The organism is Streptomyces sp. NPDC025618, from assembly GCF_055558795.1.
The window spans coordinates 1-16,262 of record NZ_JBVHLW010000036.1; the positions used below are offsets into that span (position 1 = coordinate 1).

At 70.7% G+C, this 16,262-nt stretch carries 17 protein-coding genes and 1 pseudogene; 6 read left to right on the top strand and 12 right to left on the bottom strand.

Annotated elements, in window-relative coordinates:
• Window positions 1–137 precede the first annotated feature (137 nt).
• On the bottom strand, window positions 138–587 hold the full coding sequence (locus tag ACZ4A5_RS25075) for an SRPBCC family protein (protein WP_467588440.1): 450 nt from the start codon (window positions 585–587) through the stop codon (window positions 138–140).
• 958 nt (window positions 588–1,545) lie between these two features.
• Between ACZ4A5_RS25075 and ACZ4A5_RS25080 the strand changes: the two genes are divergently transcribed.
• Together ACZ4A5_RS25080 and ACZ4A5_RS25085 are read left to right on the top strand one after the other, a co-directional pair.
• Complete coding sequence (locus ACZ4A5_RS25080; RefSeq protein ID WP_467588443.1) at window positions 1,546–2,076, top strand: hypothetical protein; 531 nt, start codon at window positions 1,546–1,548, stop codon at window positions 2,074–2,076.
• 144 nt (window positions 2,077–2,220) lie between these two features.
• Window positions 2,221–2,841: a TetR/AcrR family transcriptional regulator gene (locus ACZ4A5_RS25085; protein ID WP_467588445.1), complete on the top strand. Its 621-nt coding sequence runs from the start codon at window positions 2,221–2,223 to the stop codon at window positions 2,839–2,841.
• A gap of 38 nt (window positions 2,842–2,879) precedes the next feature.
• On the opposite strand, the gene ACZ4A5_RS25090 is transcribed toward ACZ4A5_RS25085, so the two are convergent.
• Both ACZ4A5_RS25090 and ACZ4A5_RS25095 read right to left on the bottom strand, forming a co-directional pair.
• Complete coding sequence (locus ACZ4A5_RS25090; RefSeq protein WP_467588447.1) at window positions 2,880–3,680, bottom strand: SDR family NAD(P)-dependent oxidoreductase; 801 nt, start codon at window positions 3,678–3,680, stop codon at window positions 2,880–2,882.
• 248 nt (window positions 3,681–3,928) lie between these two features.
• Window positions 3,929–4,453 (bottom strand): DUF6790 family protein, encoded by a 525-nt coding sequence (locus ACZ4A5_RS25095; RefSeq protein WP_467588450.1) that lies wholly within the window; start codon window positions 4,451–4,453, stop codon window positions 3,929–3,931.
• A gap of 58 nt (window positions 4,454–4,511) precedes the next feature.
• Between ACZ4A5_RS25095 and ACZ4A5_RS25100 the strand changes: the two genes are divergently transcribed.
• Window positions 4,512–4,931: a MarR family winged helix-turn-helix transcriptional regulator gene (locus ACZ4A5_RS25100; protein ID WP_467588453.1), complete on the top strand. Its 420-nt coding sequence runs from the start codon at window positions 4,512–4,514 to the stop codon at window positions 4,929–4,931.
• A gap of 347 nt (window positions 4,932–5,278) precedes the next feature.
• Here ACZ4A5_RS25100 and ACZ4A5_RS25105 read toward each other — a convergent pair whose 3' ends face one another.
• Window positions 5,279–6,730, bottom strand: coding sequence for an amidase (locus tag ACZ4A5_RS25105; protein ID WP_467588456.1), 1,452 nt, complete (start codon window positions 6,728–6,730; stop codon window positions 5,279–5,281).
• 129 nt (window positions 6,731–6,859) lie between these two features.
• Here ACZ4A5_RS25105 and ACZ4A5_RS25110 point away from each other — a divergent pair, with 129 nt between their 5' ends.
• Complete coding sequence (locus ACZ4A5_RS25110; RefSeq protein ID WP_467588459.1) at window positions 6,860–7,486, top strand: TetR/AcrR family transcriptional regulator; 627 nt, start codon at window positions 6,860–6,862, stop codon at window positions 7,484–7,486.
• 161 nt (window positions 7,487–7,647) lie between these two features.
• On the opposite strand, the gene ACZ4A5_RS25115 is transcribed toward ACZ4A5_RS25110, so the two are convergent.
• The 5 genes from ACZ4A5_RS25115 to ACZ4A5_RS25135 all read right to left on the bottom strand — a co-directional run bounded on the left by ACZ4A5_RS25115 (window position 7,648) and on the right by ACZ4A5_RS25135 (window position 13,547).
• Window positions 7,648–8,715 carry an acyl-CoA dehydrogenase family protein gene (locus ACZ4A5_RS25115; protein ID WP_467588463.1) on the bottom strand — a complete coding sequence of 356 codons (1,068 nt, stop codon included), beginning with the start codon at window positions 8,713–8,715 and terminating at the stop codon, window positions 7,648–7,650.
• Window positions 8,715–9,884: an acyl-CoA dehydrogenase family protein gene (locus tag ACZ4A5_RS25120; protein ID WP_467588467.1), complete on the bottom strand. Its 1,170-nt coding sequence runs from the start codon at window positions 9,882–9,884 to the stop codon at window positions 8,715–8,717. Before ACZ4A5_RS25120 ends, ACZ4A5_RS25115 begins: the two co-directional genes overlap by 1 nt.
• Window positions 9,885–9,932: 48 nt before the next feature.
• Window positions 9,933–11,126: a CaiB/BaiF CoA transferase family protein gene (locus tag ACZ4A5_RS25125; RefSeq protein ID WP_467588471.1), complete on the bottom strand. Its 1,194-nt coding sequence runs from the start codon at window positions 11,124–11,126 to the stop codon at window positions 9,933–9,935.
• 168 nt (window positions 11,127–11,294) lie between these two features.
• Window positions 11,295–12,740, bottom strand: a complete 1,446-nt coding sequence (locus ACZ4A5_RS25130; protein ID WP_467588475.1) for a CoA transferase — start codon at window positions 12,738–12,740, stop codon at window positions 11,295–11,297.
• A 69-nt stretch (window positions 12,741–12,809) separates the two neighbouring features.
• Entirely contained in the window at window positions 12,810–13,547 is a 738-nt protein-coding gene (locus ACZ4A5_RS25135; RefSeq protein ID WP_467588478.1) for a helix-turn-helix domain-containing protein, read from the bottom strand.
• A 271-nt stretch (window positions 13,548–13,818) separates the two neighbouring features.
• On the opposite strand from ACZ4A5_RS25135, the gene ACZ4A5_RS25140 reads away from it, so the two are divergent.
• Together ACZ4A5_RS25140 and ACZ4A5_RS25145 are read left to right on the top strand one after the other, a co-directional pair.
• Window positions 13,819–14,346 carry a ferredoxin gene (locus tag ACZ4A5_RS25140; RefSeq protein WP_467588481.1) on the top strand — a complete coding sequence of 176 codons (528 nt, stop codon included), beginning with the start codon at window positions 13,819–13,821 and terminating at the stop codon, window positions 14,344–14,346.
• A gap of 134 nt (window positions 14,347–14,480) precedes the next feature.
• The gene (locus tag ACZ4A5_RS25145) at window positions 14,481–14,957 is read left to right on the top strand and encodes an SRPBCC domain-containing protein (protein WP_467588484.1); all 477 of its coding nucleotides are present in this window, start codon (window positions 14,481–14,483) and stop codon (window positions 14,955–14,957) included.
• 48 nt (window positions 14,958–15,005) lie between these two features.
• On the opposite strand, the gene ACZ4A5_RS25150 is transcribed toward ACZ4A5_RS25145, so the two are convergent.
• The 3 genes and pseudogenes from ACZ4A5_RS25150 to ACZ4A5_RS25160 all read right to left on the bottom strand — a co-directional run bounded on the left by ACZ4A5_RS25150 (window position 15,006) and on the right by ACZ4A5_RS25160 (window position 16,243).
• A complete protein-coding gene (locus tag ACZ4A5_RS25150) occupies window positions 15,006–15,182 on the bottom strand; it encodes a hypothetical protein (RefSeq protein ID WP_467588488.1) in 177 nt (58 codons plus the stop codon).
• 278 nt (window positions 15,183–15,460) lie between these two features.
• Window positions 15,461–15,631, bottom strand: a pseudogene (locus tag ACZ4A5_RS25155) (transposase); the annotation flags it as partial.
• 102 nt (window positions 15,632–15,733) lie between these two features.
• Window positions 15,734–16,243: a nitroreductase/quinone reductase family protein gene (locus ACZ4A5_RS25160; protein ID WP_467588492.1), complete on the bottom strand. Its 510-nt coding sequence runs from the start codon at window positions 16,241–16,243 to the stop codon at window positions 15,734–15,736.
• Window positions 16,244–16,262 lie beyond the last annotated feature (19 nt).

Here is a 16,262-nt window from a genome sequence, read left to right on the forward strand (position 1 = left end):
CGGTAGGGGGGGAAGTGGGCACCGGGGGGAAGGGGGCGCGTTTGGTGATGTCCTGGGTGGGGGTGTGGCTGAAGTCGCCCGGCGAGACGGGGGGCGGCCCCCCCCCCCCCCCCCCCCCCCCACCCGGCGGCAGCGGCTCACACCGTGCCGTGCCACGCGCCGGTGGCACTGCCGCGGCTCTCGATGAATGCCTTGAACCGCTTCAGGTCGCCCTTCGCCCGGTGCCGGACGAAGCCGAGCTTGTCGCCGACGGTGTCGGCGATCCCGGACGCGTCGTGGTTCAGCTGGAGCATCACCTTGGTATGGGTGTCGTCCAGCCGGTGGAAGGTCACCACGCCCGCCTGCCGCACTTCGCCCCGCACCGTCGTCCACGCGATCCGCTCGTGGGGGCGCTGCTCGGTGATCTCGGCGTCGAACTCACGACGGACCCCGCCGACCTCGGTCACCCAGTGGGTGAGGGTCGGGGTGCGCTGTTCGATCCGTTCGACACCCTCCATGAACCGCGGGAACTCCTCGAACTGCGTCCACTGGTCGTAGACGGTGGTCAGAGGCACATCGACCTCGACGGATTCCTCGATCTTCGACATGTGCACTCCGTTCTCGTGGCTTTTTGTGTTCCGGGTCGCTGTCCCGGCGGCTACCCGACCGTCCCGCTGCCACACCCCCGTCCAGCCGTTCGCACGGAGACGAGGCGGCCGCCGCCGGCGTTCACCTGGCCGGGGCGGCTGCACCCGGGCGGTGCGGTATCCCAAGCAGGAGCGGCCATCTGCCGTGCGGACACACTGATGCGCTGTCGAGCGAGGTGCCGGGAGGCGGAAAGGCCCCGCCATCTGTGCCATGTGCCCCGACGTACGCCTTTGCGCCGCCGTCAGAACCTTTCCGCCGTGGAGCGGGCGGTGTTCGGGCTGCGCGAGGTCTTCGGGTACGGCTACCCGGACGTGGCGGGGATCGTCGGCAAGTCCGCGGCGGACTGCCGGCAGATCTTCGCCCGCGCTCAGAAGGCGCGTCGCCCCCGCAGCGCGGGCAGTCGACATCGGCACTGTCCCCGGCCCGGCGGGCGGAGGGCGACGAACTCGCCCGCAGGTTCTTCGAGGTCGCCGGAGGCGGCGACCTGGACGCACTGCTCGGCATGCTCGCGCCTGACGTGGTGCTCCACGGGGACGGCAAGGCACGGGCGATCGGCAAGTCGCCGGCCGGTCCGCGCCGTGTCAACCTGGCGAGCTCGGCCACCTCGGACCGGCGTCCGATATCGCGCTGTGACCGGGGAAATGATGCGTGAGAGGCCGGCCTGGCCTGAGTGAAGGCCCGTCGCGGCGCCGTTGACGGTCGGGCCGTCAGGTGGCCACCAACGGGGGGATCCAGGGCTGGTACGTGTTCGGCTCGTCTTCAGCGATCCACCGGCCTACGGAGTCTGGTGCGGTGCTGACCAGCGCGGACCCGGAGCTGGGAAGCGGGAACTTCCCAGCTCGTCGACGCGTTGCGGAGGACGACCTGCTCGTTGACGTGTGATACGGCGGCGCCGTCGTCGGGAGAAGTGAGTAACCCATGGCCATGGTGGGCCTGTTCTGGATCGTCGAGGGCGACGTCTACGTGGGCGCGAAGCCGGCCGGTTCGGCTCCCGGGGTCCGCCTGACCCCCGAGGGTGTCGTGGCCCTCGGCGACGGACAGGCGGGCCTTCACCTGTGGGAGGACGTGGACGCCCTGACGGTGGCGGACGTCCCTGTGAAGTCTCTGAAGCGGCAGGTCGGTGTGGTCAAGGACCTGGCTCTGGGCACGGTGAAGGAACTGGCCCTGCCCATGGGCCACGGCCTGGTGGACGAGGCTCCGGCGCTGATGACGGTGCGCGTGGAAACATCTGACGGTGAAACCGAGTTGGCGGCCTACATCGCCGCCGCCGTCGGCTACCCGCAGACCGAGATCGACCTCTCCCACGCCCTCCTGGCCCACCTCACGGAAGGCGCCGCGACGATGGAGACGACGCTGGCGGCGATGTCGGAGTGGGGCCGCGCGTGGGAGGGCGGGTCGCCTCGGCGGGCGGAGCGGGAGGAACTGTTGCGGGGGTGGGTGGGCCAGTAAGCGGTGGCCCGGAAACGTATGAGTCCGCTCGACGAGGTCGCGTTTCGAGGCGGAGCTCGCAGGGCGGTACGCGGAACGGAAGCGTCGACCAGGTGGGGGGAGCGGCTGACGGAATCCGCGCCAACGCGCCGTATGCTCCTGGCCATGAGCACTGCATATCCTGCCCGCAGGCGCGACGGCGCCGCGACACGCGAGGCGATTCTCGCCGCCGCGGTCGTGGAGTTCACCGAGCACGGGTACGCCGGGGCCGGGGTGCGTCAGATCGCCGAGCGGGCGGGTGTGACGGCGATGATGATCAACCGTTACTTCGGCTCGAAGGAGGGCCTGTTCGCGCGGGCCGTCGCTCGTGCCTTCGCACCGCCGACCGTCGTCGGCGACGAACGCGCCGGTTTGGCGGACGCCATCGCCCACACGCTCGCCGAGCGCACCGCGCCCGGCGCCGAGCGACTCGACCCGTTTCTCCTGCTGCTGCGCTCGGCGCCGGATCCGGAGGCGGCGGACATCGTCCGGCAGGGTGTGGAGGCCCATGTGGGAGCCCGTCTCGCAGGGTTGCTCGACGGCTCGGAGGCCGACGTCCGCGCCCAGCTCGCCCTCGCGCTGGTCGCCGGAACATGGCTGCTGCGCAGCGTCGTCGGTACCACCGCGCTCGTCACGGCAGACGACGACCGCCTCGCCGCCCTTCTCGCCGACATGCTCGGACCGGTCATCCGTGAGGCAGGCGGCGGTTCCGCGCCCGGAGCCGGCCGCGACGGCACCGGCGGATAGCGGCCTGTCACCGGCCCGCGGGACGGCGGGGCGTGTGCTCAGAATGCGGAGCGGATGAGCCCGCCGTCGACGCGGATGGTGGCTCCACTGACGTACTGGGCGTGTTCGCCGCAGAGGTAGGCGACGGCTGCGGCGATCTCATCGGGTTCGCCGAAGCGTTCCTGGTCGTTGGGGAGGAGGGCTTCGACGGCGTTGGGCTGGATCTCGTCCCAGGTCCGGCCCCAGCCGCGGGCGGGCCCGATACTGGTGAAGAGGTCCTTGGTGGCTTCGACGAGGATCGCCCCCGGGGAGACGACGTTGGATGTGACGCCTGTGCCCTTGAGTTCACGGGCGAGGGAGACGGCGAGGTTGTGCCGGGCGGCCAAGGTGGCGTTGTACTGGGGGTGGGTGTTCAGCGGCTGGGAGGCGAGTCCGCCGCCGATGGTGACGACACGTCCCCAGTCGCGTTCGCGCATGGCGGGCACCAGGTGCTGGATCATGCGAACGGCTGAGACGACGTTGACGTTGTAGGTGTCGCGCCACTCGTCCGGGGTGGCTTCGGCCCAGGACAGGTGCCGGTAGAAGCCGGCGTTGTTGACGAGGATGTCGACGGGGCCGCCCGCGGTGGCCGCGTGGGCGACGCCGGCGGCGGCGAGGTCGTCGGCGAGATCGCCGACGACCGTCTCGGCCGCCCCGCCGGCCTCGCGGATCTCCCGCGCGACCTTCTCCGTGCGGTCCTTGTCCCGGCCGTGCACCACGACCGCGGCCCCCTCGGCCGCCAGCATCTTCGCAGTGGCCTCGCCGAGTCCCGCGCTCGAACCGGTGATGAGGGCGCGCTTGCCTATGAGGTTGAGGTTCATCTCGTGTTTCCCTCCCGCGGGCCCGCTTCGCACACCCGCGCTCTGTGGTACTACGAGGCATCTTCCCTGAAAGTATACAGCTGTAGACTTCTTGCGGGGTGGAAGTGTTCGAGGCGTTGCCGGCCCGCGTCGAGCCGGGGTTCCGAGGCGGTGACGGGGCCGGATCACTGCAAGCCGTGAATCACCAACGCGGGGAGCCTGCCGGGGGAGTGGCGCTGGAGGCGGCAGCGGGGGCCCGCTACCGCGTCTCAGGTGCCGGTCTTCGTGGCCGACCGGGGTGTGACTGCCAGCTGCCGGGATCGCGCGGCAAGGATGATCATGACCGCTGGGATCAGGAGGTCGTTGACGAGCACTCCGCCCGTGTTGCCGGGGGCGTGGTCACCGTTGGCGAACCACTGGTAGAGGTGACCGGCCGCGGCTCCCCAGAGGAACATCCCCCCGCCGAGCCCGATGGTGATGCGCTCCCGCGCGGATGCCGAGGCGGCCCGGAAGCCCATGACGGCCAGTCCGAGGTTGGCGAAGGCGATCTCGAACATGAAGGGCGTCCGGTCGAAGCCGATCGCCGTGGCCATGGTGTCCGGGAAGGCGAGGAACGCGACCGTCATCCACAGGCTGCCGCAGCCGAAGGCGCCGATGGCCCACCAGCGCTGCCAGATTTCCAGGGCCTGCTGAGGTGAGTGGGTGTGGCGGGTGCGCGCGAAGGCTCCGGCGGCCGGTACCAGGATCCAGACCAGCGGGAAGGCGGACTGCGCGACGTAGGAGTAGTTGTCCATGGGCCTCATTCTTGACGGGTTAATATTAACCCGTCAAGAGTTAGGTATAGTGGCACCTATGGACGACGGACTCGGAGATCTGCTGCACCGCGTGGTCATGCAGCTGGGCGAGGCGGCCCGGCGGCGCACCGACGACCTCGGCGGCTTGACCTACAGCCAGATACGCCTGCTGGGCACGCTGGAGGAGATCGAGCCGGTGACGCAGCACGGGCTCGCGCAGGCACTGTCGGTGTCCGACCCGGCGATCAGCCGGGCGCTACGGACACTCCAGGCGGACGATCTGGTGCGGATCACCGTCGACCCCGAACACGCGCGGCGGAGGCTGGTCCGCCTCACCGAGGCCGGCCGGAAGGCATTCCACGCCGCCGGAAAGCCGCTCGGCGACGAGCTTCGCGCCGGGCTCATAGCGGCTGGTTTCCCCTACGACCGGTATCTCGAGGACACCCATCGCTTGGCCGAGTTCCTCGCGTCCGACTGAGATCGCCCCCACGCGTTCCACGACAGCACCGTCGGCGTCCGGGGCACGGCCCCGCCCTGCCTCGGGCAGTGATGGGCACCGCTGCTACGCCGCCTGGTCGGCCCGATGCTTTCTGTGTCGGGCCTGCCCCGCCTCGTGGCAACTGACCGGCATGAACAGGGAGCTCACCCCCGGCGCGGACGCCACCGCGAGGCTCCGGCGCGGGTCCGGTGATCCGGCCTGGCCAGGTCCGCCCCCATGGCCTCGGCCACCGCCTCCGCGGCGCCATCGCCCACCCGCGCTACGGGACCATCGCGATCAACGCTCGCACCAGCCCCCTTTCCTCGATGCGTTGAGGGAATGGATTCTCAGCCGCGTGTGTGATCGCCTGCCCACACCATGGGAGTCCGCCCTGACCACGGGCTTGCCTGTTCGAGTTGCCCGCCGAGGCGGAAGAGGGCGCCCTCGTGCCCGTAGCCGGCAGCGAACTGCATGCCGATCGGGAGCCCCGTCCCGGCGTCGGCCGTCAGTGGCACGGACATGGCGGGTGTGCCTGCCACGTTGAACGCCGCGGTGAACGGCGAGAGATCGTAGAGGCGGCGGAACCAGCCGAGGCCGTCCAGCGACTCCGCGCCCTCGGCATGAGTTCCCAAGGGCACGGGGAGATCCGGCAGGGTCGGGGTGAGCAGCATGTCGTGGGACGCGAAGTGCCGTGCCAGGCTTCGAGCGATACGGTTCCGGATCGTGAGGGCGGTGACGAACTGGGTGCCACTGACTCGCTGCCCGTAGTGGTAGTTGGCAAGGGTCACCGGTTCGAGGGTCGAGGAGTCGATGGGCCGGCCGAAGGCGGCAGCCAGTTCGTCGAGTGAGGCCGTGAGATTCGCTGTCCACTGACGGGCGCTGGCCAGGACGAACTCCTCCCAGTCGGCCCCGAGGTCGACCTCGACCTCCTCCACCTGGTGGCCGAGGGATTCGAGCAGGCGCACGGTGCGAGCCAGGGCGTCGGCCACCGGTGGGGCGGTGCGGTGTCCGCCCCATGCCTGGGCGAGGACACCTATCCGCAACGAGCCCGGGTGGCGGGTGACTTCCTCCGCGTACGGGCGGGGCGGCTCCTCGGCGAAGTAGGGGTCACCCGGTTCCGGGCCACGGATCTGGTCGAGCAGTGCCGCACTGTCGCGCACGGTGCGGCTGACGCTGCCTTGCACGGCCAGGCCGTTGAAGAGCTCGTCGAAGTCCGGGCCCATGGAGACCCGGCCGCGGGTGGGCTTCAGCCCGAAGAGACCGTTGTAGGCGGCGGGGATGCGGATCGAGCCGATGGCGTCGGTGGCGTGTGCGATCGGGACCACCCCGGCAGCGACGGCCGCCGCCGCGCCCCCGCTGGACCCGCCCGCGCTCCGCTCCACGTCCCAGGGGTTGCGGGTCGCGCCGTACAGCACGGGCTCCGTGGTGGTGCTGTACGCCATCTCCGGGGTCGCGGTACGCCCGAACGTTACGAGACCGGCGCGGCGGAAGCGGCGCATGAGGAACGAGTCGGCCTCTGCGACGTGGCCGGCGGCGAGGCGGCTGCCCAGCTCCGTCCGCCTCCCGGCCATGGAGACTCCGACGTCCTTGATCAGGAAAGGGACCCCGGCCAGTGGTGCGCTGCCGGGGGTGGGATCGTCCTCGGCCGGCCATGTCTCCACGACGGCGTTGATCCGCGGATTGACCGCTTGCGTGGCCTCGCGTGCGGCTGCTTCCAGTTCGGCGGGCGTCACTTCGCCTTCGGCCACCAGCTCCGCGAGCCCGACCGCATCGAAGTTCACGTACTCGGTAACTCTCAACTGTCACTCCCAGCGGGAAGAACGATACCTCCGAGTGCCATGCGATACCGATCGGTATCGTATGAGGCTGACTGGTACCGTAGCAGCAGGTGAGGGACCCGACAACGGACCGGACGTCACGGAGCAGTCATGGCATCGACCGTCAGCAGGCCGAGCAGGGTGGCGAAACTGCCGCCTCGTGAGCGCATCCTCGACGCGGCGGAGGAGCTCTTCCAGAGCGAGGGGATCCGACGGGTGGGCGTTCAGGCCATCGCCGAGCGCGCCCGGACCACCAAAATGGCGATCTACCGGCACTTCGAGACCAAGGACGCACTGGTCGCGGAGTGGCTGCGGATCGTCGCGGCCGACTACCAGGCCGCCTTCGACCGGGTCGAGACCGAACACCGCGACCACCCCAGGGAGCAGATCCTCGGCCTGGCCCGCTTCATCGCCGAGGGACTGCCGACGATCTCGCACCGGGGCTGCCCGTTCATCAACTCCCTCGCCGAACTGCCCGACCGCTCCCATCCCGCGCGGCAAGTCATCGAGCGGCATAAGGCACTCCAGACCCGCAGACTGGTGGGCATGTGCGCCGGGGCCGGGCTGCCCGACCCCGAGCAGACCGCGGCCGAGATCACCTTCGTACTCGAAGGAGCGCAGGTCAGTACGCAGAACGGAAGCATCGATCAGGTGGGGGAACGGCTGATGCGGATCGTCGAGGGAATCCTGGACCGGCACCGCTCCGACCTCGGCGCGCCCCAGGCGGCCAGCGACTGACCGCCTGGGGCGGCGAGCAGTCGCGGCCGTCTTCCGGAGCTGGTCCGAGACGTCGCCGTACGAGGTGTCCTCGCCCGCTGGTCGGGTTCCTCCCGCATACGGGGAAAGCCGCCGCCGCCGACCGGGCCGGAGCCGGGCGGCGGCGAGGAAGGGTGAGGGGGTCAGGGCGTGGTGGTCAGGGCGGGCCACAGGGAGGTGGCGGTGAGGGGGCGGGCCAGGCGGCGTGCCCAGTAGGTTTCGTCGCCGTCTTCGTCGCGCCAGGACCACAGGCGGGTGGTGGCGAGGTGGAGCGGGCTGAGCCGGGTGATACCGATGGCGCCGTGCAGTTGGTGGGCTATGCGGGCGATCTCGGCGGCCGAGGCGGATGCCTGGGTCTTGGCGGCGGCGACGGCGAAGTGAGCCCCGGGCCCGCCGGTGTCCAGCGGTGCGGCGGCGGCCTGGACGGCGGCACGGACCAAGGCGGCCTCCTCGACCAGTCGCGCTTCCTCCTGCTTGACGGCCTGGAAGCGGCTGAGCGGACGGCCGAACTGGGTGCGGGCCGCGGTGTGGGCGACCGTCAGGCCGACGCAGCGTTCGGCCGCGCCCGCGATCAGGGCGGAGCGAGCCAGGGCCGCGCGGAGCCGGCCCTCGTCGAGCAACTCGGGGGCGATCCGGCGGACCCGCGAGGCAGGGATCTCAACGGCGGCCAGATACAGATCGTCCCGGGGTTCCTCGGCGAGGTTGCCGCCAGGGGTGAGAACGGCTTGGTCGGGGGTGAACGTGAACAGGACGGGCCCGGAGGGGGCGGTGGCCAGGACGACCACCGCGGTGGCGGCGCGGGCCCAGGGAACGCGACGCAGGGTGCCGGTGACCAGCAGGGTGTCGTCGTCGCCCAGGCAGCCGGCCGAGCCGACGGCCGAGGTGGCCGGGTGGGCGTAGCGGATCGTCAGCTCGGGGGCGAGGGCGTAGCTGAGCGGGCCCTCGGGTACGGGGAGGCCGGCGCGGCGCAGCAGCGGGCGGGCGACCAGAGCGGTCTCGGCGAACGGGGCGGGGACGGCACGGCGCCCTGCCTCCTGGGCCGCGGCGAGGAGTTCGGCGGTCGAGGCGTCCGGGGACGGGAGGGCCACGGCGTCCGGGGCGGTGGTGCCGGTGACGACGGCGATGGCGTCGGGGTCGGCGAAGAAGGCGGTGGTGTCATAGGCGTCGGCGGAGATGACAGGGGTGCTGGTGTCGATCGTGTGGGTGTTCATCAGTGCTGCTCCAGACCACGAGTGATGATGCCGCGAAGGATTTCGTTGGTACCGCCGCGCAGGGTGTAGCCGGGGCTGTGCAGCAGGGCGAAGGCGAGCAGTTCGGGGTGGCTGCCGGGAGTGGCGTGCGGGTCGGCCGGGGTCGGCAGGACGCCGCGGACGGTGTCGATCAGCGTGCCTTCCAGGCGGGTGCCGAGGTCCTTGACCAGGGCGGCCTGAAGATCGGGCGAGGCTCCGGCGACCAGTGCGGCGGCCACGCCGAGGGAGAGCCGGCGGATGCTGTGCAGACGTGCCGTCAGGATGCCGACCTGGGTGAGCTGCTCGGCCGTCGCTGAGCGCTGTTCGAGCTCGCGGAGCAGGGAGATCAGCAGGGGGAAGGTGGACAGGTAGCGCTCCGGGCCGCTGCGTTCGAAGGCGAGCTCGCCGGTGACCTGCTTCCAGCCGTCACCCCGCCGCCCGAGCAGCATGCCGTCGGGGACGTCGACGCCTTCGAGGTGGAAGGCGTTGAAGCGATGCTCGCCGCTCATCAGGTGGATCGGCTCGACCCGTACACCCGGGGCGCGCAGGTCGACGATGAACTGGCTGAGGCCGGCGTGCTTGTCCTCGGCGTCGTCGGTACGGGCCAGCACGATGGCGTAGTCGTTGACATGGGCGCCGCCGGTCCACATCTTGGTGCCGGTCAACCGCCAGCCGTCGGCGGTGCGTTCAGCGCGTGTACGCACCGAGGCGAGGTCGGATCCGCTGCTCTTCTCGCTCATGCCGATGGAGAAGAAGCACTGCCCGGCGGCGATCCTCGGCAGGAAGAAACGGCGCTGCTCCTCGGTACCGTGCTCGAGGATGGACGGGCCGGCTTGGCGGTCGGAGACCCAGTGGGCGCTGACCGGGGCGCCCGCGGCGAGCAGTTCCTCGATCACCACATAGCGTTCCAGGAAGCCGCGGCCCGCTCCGCCGTACTCGGCGGGCAGGGCCATGCCGACCCAGCCGCGCTCGGCGAGGCGGCGGCTGAAGGCGGGGTCCCAGCCGGCCAGCCAGGAGTCGGGACGGCCGAGCACGGTGCCGCGAGCGCGCTCCTCGTCGAGGAAGGCGCGGACCTCGGCGCGCAGGAGACGGGCCGATTCGGGCAGGGCGACATCGGGGAACGCGATCGATGAAAGCGCTGAATGAGACATGACTTGTTCGCTCCCGGATCAGTGAATTCTTTTCGTTACGGAAATCGATCAGCCCGTGGGCTGCAGCAGGGAAGGATCGAAGCCGGCTTCACGGAGCACCTCGTCGGTGTGCTGGCCGATGCCCGGGCAGGGCCGCAGCTCCGGCTCCGGGTCGGCCGAGTAGCGGACCGGCCGGCCGATCACCCGATAGGTGCCCTCGGTGGGGTGCTCGGCATCGCGGAGCAGGCCGCCCTCTCGGGCATAGGCGGTGGTGGCGGCGGACTCCAGGTCGAGCACCGGGGCGGCGGCGATGCCTGCCCCGTCGCAGAACTCCTGCCACTCGGCGCTCGTGTGCCGCGGTGTCAGCTCCGCGAGCAGCGGATAGAACACGTCGGCGTTGCGGGCCCGTTCGGGTCCGGTGGCGAAGCGCGGGTCGTCGGCCAGGTCGGGGCGGCCGACGAAGGCGGTGAAGTCCCGCCAGTTGCGGTCGCTGTGCGGCAGGATGCACATCCAGCCGTCGGCGGTGCGCTGGGCGCGGCGCTGCGGGCTGAGCGAGCGGGCCGAGCCGAACTCCCCGTCGGTCTCCAGGGTGGCCGCGCCCAGGTGCTCGACCAGGTTGAAGGCGAGCATGGTGTCCGCCATCGGGACCTCGATGTGCTGTCCGGTGCCGCCGTGCTCCCGGTAGTGCAGTGCGGCCAGTACCGACTGGGCGATCTGCATGCCGCAGATCTTGTCGGCCAGCACGGTGGGAACGTAGTGCGGTTGGCCGGAGACCTTGTGGTTGAGCCAGACCAGGCCGCTGGCCGCCTGGATGACGTCGTCGTAGGCGGCGTGGGTGCCGTAGCGGCTGTCGCTGCGGAAACCCTGGGCGCCTGCGTAGATCAGGCCGGGGTTGACGGCCGCCACGTCGTCGTAGCCGAGACGGAGCTTCTCCAGAGCCTGCGGGCGCAGGTTGGTGATGAAGACGTCGGCGGTGCGCAACAGGGCGAGCAGGGCATCGCGGCCGTGCGGGGCCTTGAGATCGATGACGGCGCTGCGCTTGTTGCGGTTGAGGTTCAGTGCCGTGCCGCCCATGCCGGGGTGGCGCCGCGGCGGGTAGTGGCGCGTCATGTCACCGGCGGGCGGCTCGACCTTGATCACGTCGGCGCCCAGGTCACCGAGTTGCTGAGCGGCGTACGGAGCCATGATGACGCTGGCCAGTTCGATGACGCGGACTCCGGCAAGGAGTCCGCGGCCGGACGGGCCGCTCGGCTTCTCGGACATCTTCGGTGCCTCCTGGGGTATCGGGTGGGGCGGGGAACAGTGGTGCGGTGAAGGCGGCGGGCACGTGGTGCCGTGCCCGGGCCGCTGACTCGGGGAAGACGGCGGCGAGGGGGAGTCCGGCCAGGAAGACGGTGGCGGTGATCCCCGTCGTGAGCCGCGAGAAGTGGCTCAGCGCCACTGGAGCTCGGCAGACCCGAGCGGGGAACGCCGGCCGGGCTGGGGGACCGCGCGCCCGCTGTACGCGAACGGCGTCGCCGGTTCGGTGAGCGGGCCGAAGTCGGTCCCGGTGGTCGACAGCGCGGCGAGCGGCGCGCGCCCGGGGTGGGGCAGGCCGAGTATGTCCTCCCGAGCCAGCAACCCGAGTTCCTGCACCCAGTGACACACCCCGGCCAACGTCACACGGATCCGCCATGAGCCGCCCTCCACCGCACGTCGGCGCAGGACCGTCGCGACGGCGGCGGCGCCGAGGTAGGCGGCGAGGTAGTCGTTGAGCAGATACGTCGGCGGCAGTGACGGCCGGTCCGTCCACTCTTCGACGGCGAATCCCGTGGCCGAGCAGGCGAGTTGGTCGAACCCGCCGCGTTCGCCCCAGGGACCGTCGGCGCCCCAGGCGTGGTATTCGAGGGTGATGAGCCCCGGGCGGCGGCGGACGAGTTCCTCGGTCGAGGCCCCGTGCCGGGCGAGTCCCCGGTAGGCGTGCACGAAGACGTCCGCGTCCTGGAGCGCGTCGTGGAAGGCCGCGCGGTCGTTGTCGTCGCGCAGATCGCAGTAGGCGTTGCGCTTGCCGCCGCCGGTCATCGCGATCATCGGGATCGGATCCGGGCGGTCGGGACGCGACAGGTGCAGCACGTCGGCGCCGAACTGGGCGAGGAGCCGGGCCGCGACGGGCCCCGCGATGACATGAGTGAGATCGAGCACCCGTACGCCCGCGAGGGCCTCCTCGGCCGCGCCGATCGGCTCCAGCGGGCGGACCGGCCCGTCACCGACGCGTTCGATCTCGACGACCGGGCGCCGCGCCACATGCCGCCCCGCGGGGTGCGCGAGCCACTCGTCCCGGCTGCGCACCACGCAGGCGACGCCGCCCCGCGCGCAGATGGCCTCCTCCAGCGTGAAGGCGTCCCAGCCGGCCGCGGCCTGCGCGATCCCCACCTTGTCGAGCCCGCACCTCAGCACGGAGTGGACCGCGTCCCGCAGATGCGGATAGGTGGTGATGATAAAGATCCACCGGCCGTCGCGCGCCCGGTAGAAGTCGTTGTTGCCGAGCAGCGTCGGATCGTCGAGGAGAGCGGTGAGGGGGCGCCCCGAGAGCGTCGTGTGATACGTCGCCATGAGCTGGTCGATCGCGGCCCCGGCCCGCACCTCCACCCTCTGGGGCGCGTGGCCGCGCTGTTCGCCGAGCGCCGCCATCTGCTGCCCGAAGACACCGATCGCGGCAGACATGGCATCGGCGAGGCGGTGCACCGAGGGCACCAGGGGATCGGCCCCGACGACGGTGATGTCCTCGGTTCCTCGGGCAGGGTCGGGGTCGCCGAGGGTGTGCAGCAGCCGGGAGACGATCTCGCCGGTGGACGGCGGCGGCGTGGGCTTGGTCGTGGTCAGCGTGTGCGAGGTCATGCCGGGATATTCGTTCCCAGCGCCGCACGAACGCCCGGATTCACGGATATCCGTGAATCGATGCGGACGTCAGCCCTGCCTCTCCTGGATGTGTGCGAGGAGCCGGGCCGCCGCCCGGTCCAGGAGCAAGCGCTCCGAGTTGCCGCGACGCCGGTGCATCAGAGCGAGGGCTCCCGTGACGACGCGACCTTCGGTGACGGGGATCGCGAGCGCGCTGACCTCGGGGTCGGCCAGGCCCTCGCTGCGACTGATCCGCGACGCGCGGATCGCCGGAAGAGCGGAGCGGAACTCGGCGACCGCCTCGGGGTCGTGGCGGGCGAGCTCGTCGAGCAGATCACGGCGCTCCGCCTCATCGGTGAAGGCCAGCAGCAGACGGCCCGCGGCGGTGCGCAACAGCGGCCGGGCGACGTGCTGGTCGGCGAGCGGCACGAGGCGGGGGATGTGGTCCTCGCCGCCGCGCGCGAGATACACGGCGTCGAGTCCGACCCGCACCGTGAGCAGCACCGGGGTACCCGCGACGCGGCTCAGTTCGCCGAGCTCGGCCTGACTGATCCGCGGGACGACCCGGCCGGAGATGAGGTTGAGGACGTGCGGGGCGGGACCGAGCCTGAAGCGCCGGTGCTGTTCCAGCAGAAAGCCTGTCGCGACAAGGCCGTTGACCAGGTCCTGCACCGAACTCGCCGGCGCTCCGAGCGTCCGCGCCAGATCGGCCACGGTCACCCCGCCCGGCGCCCGCGCGGCGGCCTCCAGGATCCACGCGACCCGGTCCACCGTACGGTGACGCTGCCGTCGGCCGTGCTCCCTCATTCCGTGCCCCACCTTGTCCTTCTTGCGCATCGCCGGTCACCCGCACTGACACGGACCATCGATCCGACGGCGGTGACGGTCCCAGCCCTGGCCCCTCACACGCGGAGGCCGAACACCATTGCTTCTCGACCGAGGGAGGACAGAGCCCGAGCACCTTACCGTGAAGGGCAACTGACCTGGGAAAACGCTGTGGGGGAGCGGACCCTTGGCGCCCGGCTCCCCAGGAGCCCCCGGCTCCGCGGCCGGCACTGCCCCCGACTACTCTTCCGATGTGGAGCTCTACTTCGACCCGGTGCCTTTGCTCGGCGACACACGCAAGTCCTTCCAGGGGCGGTGGAGCGAGCGGAAGTGGCTCAACGTGCCCGGGCCGTTCTACGGGGCCGGCACGGACAACTGCGGCACCGGCCGCCTGCACGCCCCAGCCCTCGTCCTCTACGAGGGTGAGCACTTCACCGAGTTCGTCTACCGTCAGCCGCGGACGCCGGAGCAGCTTCAGCAGCTGGTCGAAGCCGCACAACAAGATCCCTTCTCCGGCTATGGCTGCGACGGTGACGACCACTGGACGCCGGCCGCTGTCCGGGAGTGGTGGCGCGACAGGGACCGAGTCCGGCAGCACCTCACCGGTCGGCGCGACGCGTGGGAGGCCGACGACGAGAGGTCCGGGCAGGGATCAGCCGCAGCTGCTCGCGACTACGCCGCCTACCTCGATGGTGAGCTGGCCGGGCACCTGCGGATCTACCTTTTCTGGCTCGAGCGACGGCGCCCTCCAGAGCCGACGGACCGACTGCCGGAGCTATAGCCCGCCCGGAGATTCACGTCAGTCAGTACACACACAACCGATGAGTTTTGCCTCGCCGCGTCGTTTGCATGCTGGGAACGTCCCCTTCCGCGCCTGCGGAGACCCGAGACGAGATCACAAGGAGCGTGCACACCGTGGACCAGGAGAACGTGAGCGCCACCCTTACGGTCGCCGTGCCCGCCGCGAGGGTGTTCGCGGTGCTGGCGGACCCGACGGCCCATGCGTCGATCGACGGCACCGGCTGGATTCAGGAAGCTGTGGACCGGGCGCCGCTGACCGAGGTGGGGCAGATCTTCCGGATGGACATGTATCACCCCAACCATCCGAACGGTGACTACCGGGTGGCCAACCAGGTCCAGGTGCTCGACCCGCCATGCGCCATCGGCTGGCGGACGGGCACGGAGAAGGACGATGGTCAGCTGGAGTTCGGAGGCTGGACCTGGCGTTACGACCTCGCGCCGCTCGGCCCGTCCGGGACCGAAGTCACGCTCACCTATGACTGGTCGGCGGTGCCGCAGTCCATCCGGGAGTACATCCGATTCCCGCCCTTCGGCCCGGAGCATCTCATCAACTCGCTGCATCACCTGACGGAGATCGTCTCCGGCCGGTGAGGTCATCCACGACGAGGTTCTCCGGAGCGCGCACGGTCTGAGTGGGCGTTAAGGCCGTTTCTGGTAGCGGCCTCGTCCGGGCTGGGTGAGGAAGCCTTGGCGGGCGAGGCGTCCGAGACGGTCGCGGGTGATGTTGACAGATGCCTCGTGGGTGGGCATGCCGAGGAGTTCGTGCGGCTCACGGGCTCTGAATGCCCAGCCGGAGTGCTGGTTGAAGGCGTTCACGATGGGCTGACAGGCGGTGGTCGCCGCGGGCGGTCCGGGTTCGTCTCCGGCCGGTGCGAGTTCGGCGATGACCTTCTGGGTAGTGGACAGGTCCGCGAGTCGCCTCGGTCTCGGCCGGGGCGGCGGTCAAGTGGCCGCTCTGGTCGCGTAGTTCACAGGGCCGGGTCGTGGTCTGGTCGTGCTGGACCTGGAGGTTGGCCAGCAGCTCGATGACGTTCACGCGGCCAGCTCAAGGGCGTCGCGCCAGGCGGGGGCGGGCGTGGTGAGGCGGCGGGTCAGCCCGTCCGGTTCTGGTAGAAGATCGCGTTCACGACCTCCGGCAGGTCACAGGCCCCGGGATCTCCGGTCGCCGACCGCGCCACCCGGTCCTGCTTCCAGGCGGTGATCATCGGCTCGATCAGCAACCACTGCTCGTCCGACAAGTCGCTGGGGTACGGCTCTCTCTTCACACCCCGCACCTCAACATGGACATGCCCACCAGGCGGCCCGGGCGGCGATCAGTACCACGATCGGGCGATCACGAACTGAGGAAGCTCGGACCTGACGCCCACTCACACCGCTTCCGGCTCGGGCAGGCCGATGACGTGGAAGACGGGGTAGTCGGGTGCGATCCGCTCGAAGTCTTCCAGTGGAGCGGTCCGGTCGACGGGCGCGTGCGGCCGGGCGCCGGGAGCTGCGTTGAGGTAGGCGCGCAGGATGTGGGCACGGGACGAGGCCGGGACCTCCCGGAGGGTGACGTCGTGGTCCCGTCCGTGCCGGATGACGGCCTTGCCGCCCGAGGCGTGCACGTTGCGTACCCAGTTGGCGTGAGTGCCCAACATCGACACCACGTACCACTTGCCCTCATGAGCCACGGGGACCACGGGGAAAGCGATCACCCTGCCGCTGGCCCTGCCGCGGACGATGAGAGTGACTCCGTGGTCCTGCGGCGCGCGCGCCGTGCCGTAGCGCCACTGCCAGAAGGCGTTGAGCAGACGAGCGACCGCGTCGGGCCGGTCGCCCCGGTAGATCCACCGTTTCAGCCCGTACAGCGGGCGCAGACTTGTCCGGCCTCGGTCCACGCCGTCAAGCGTAGCCCGG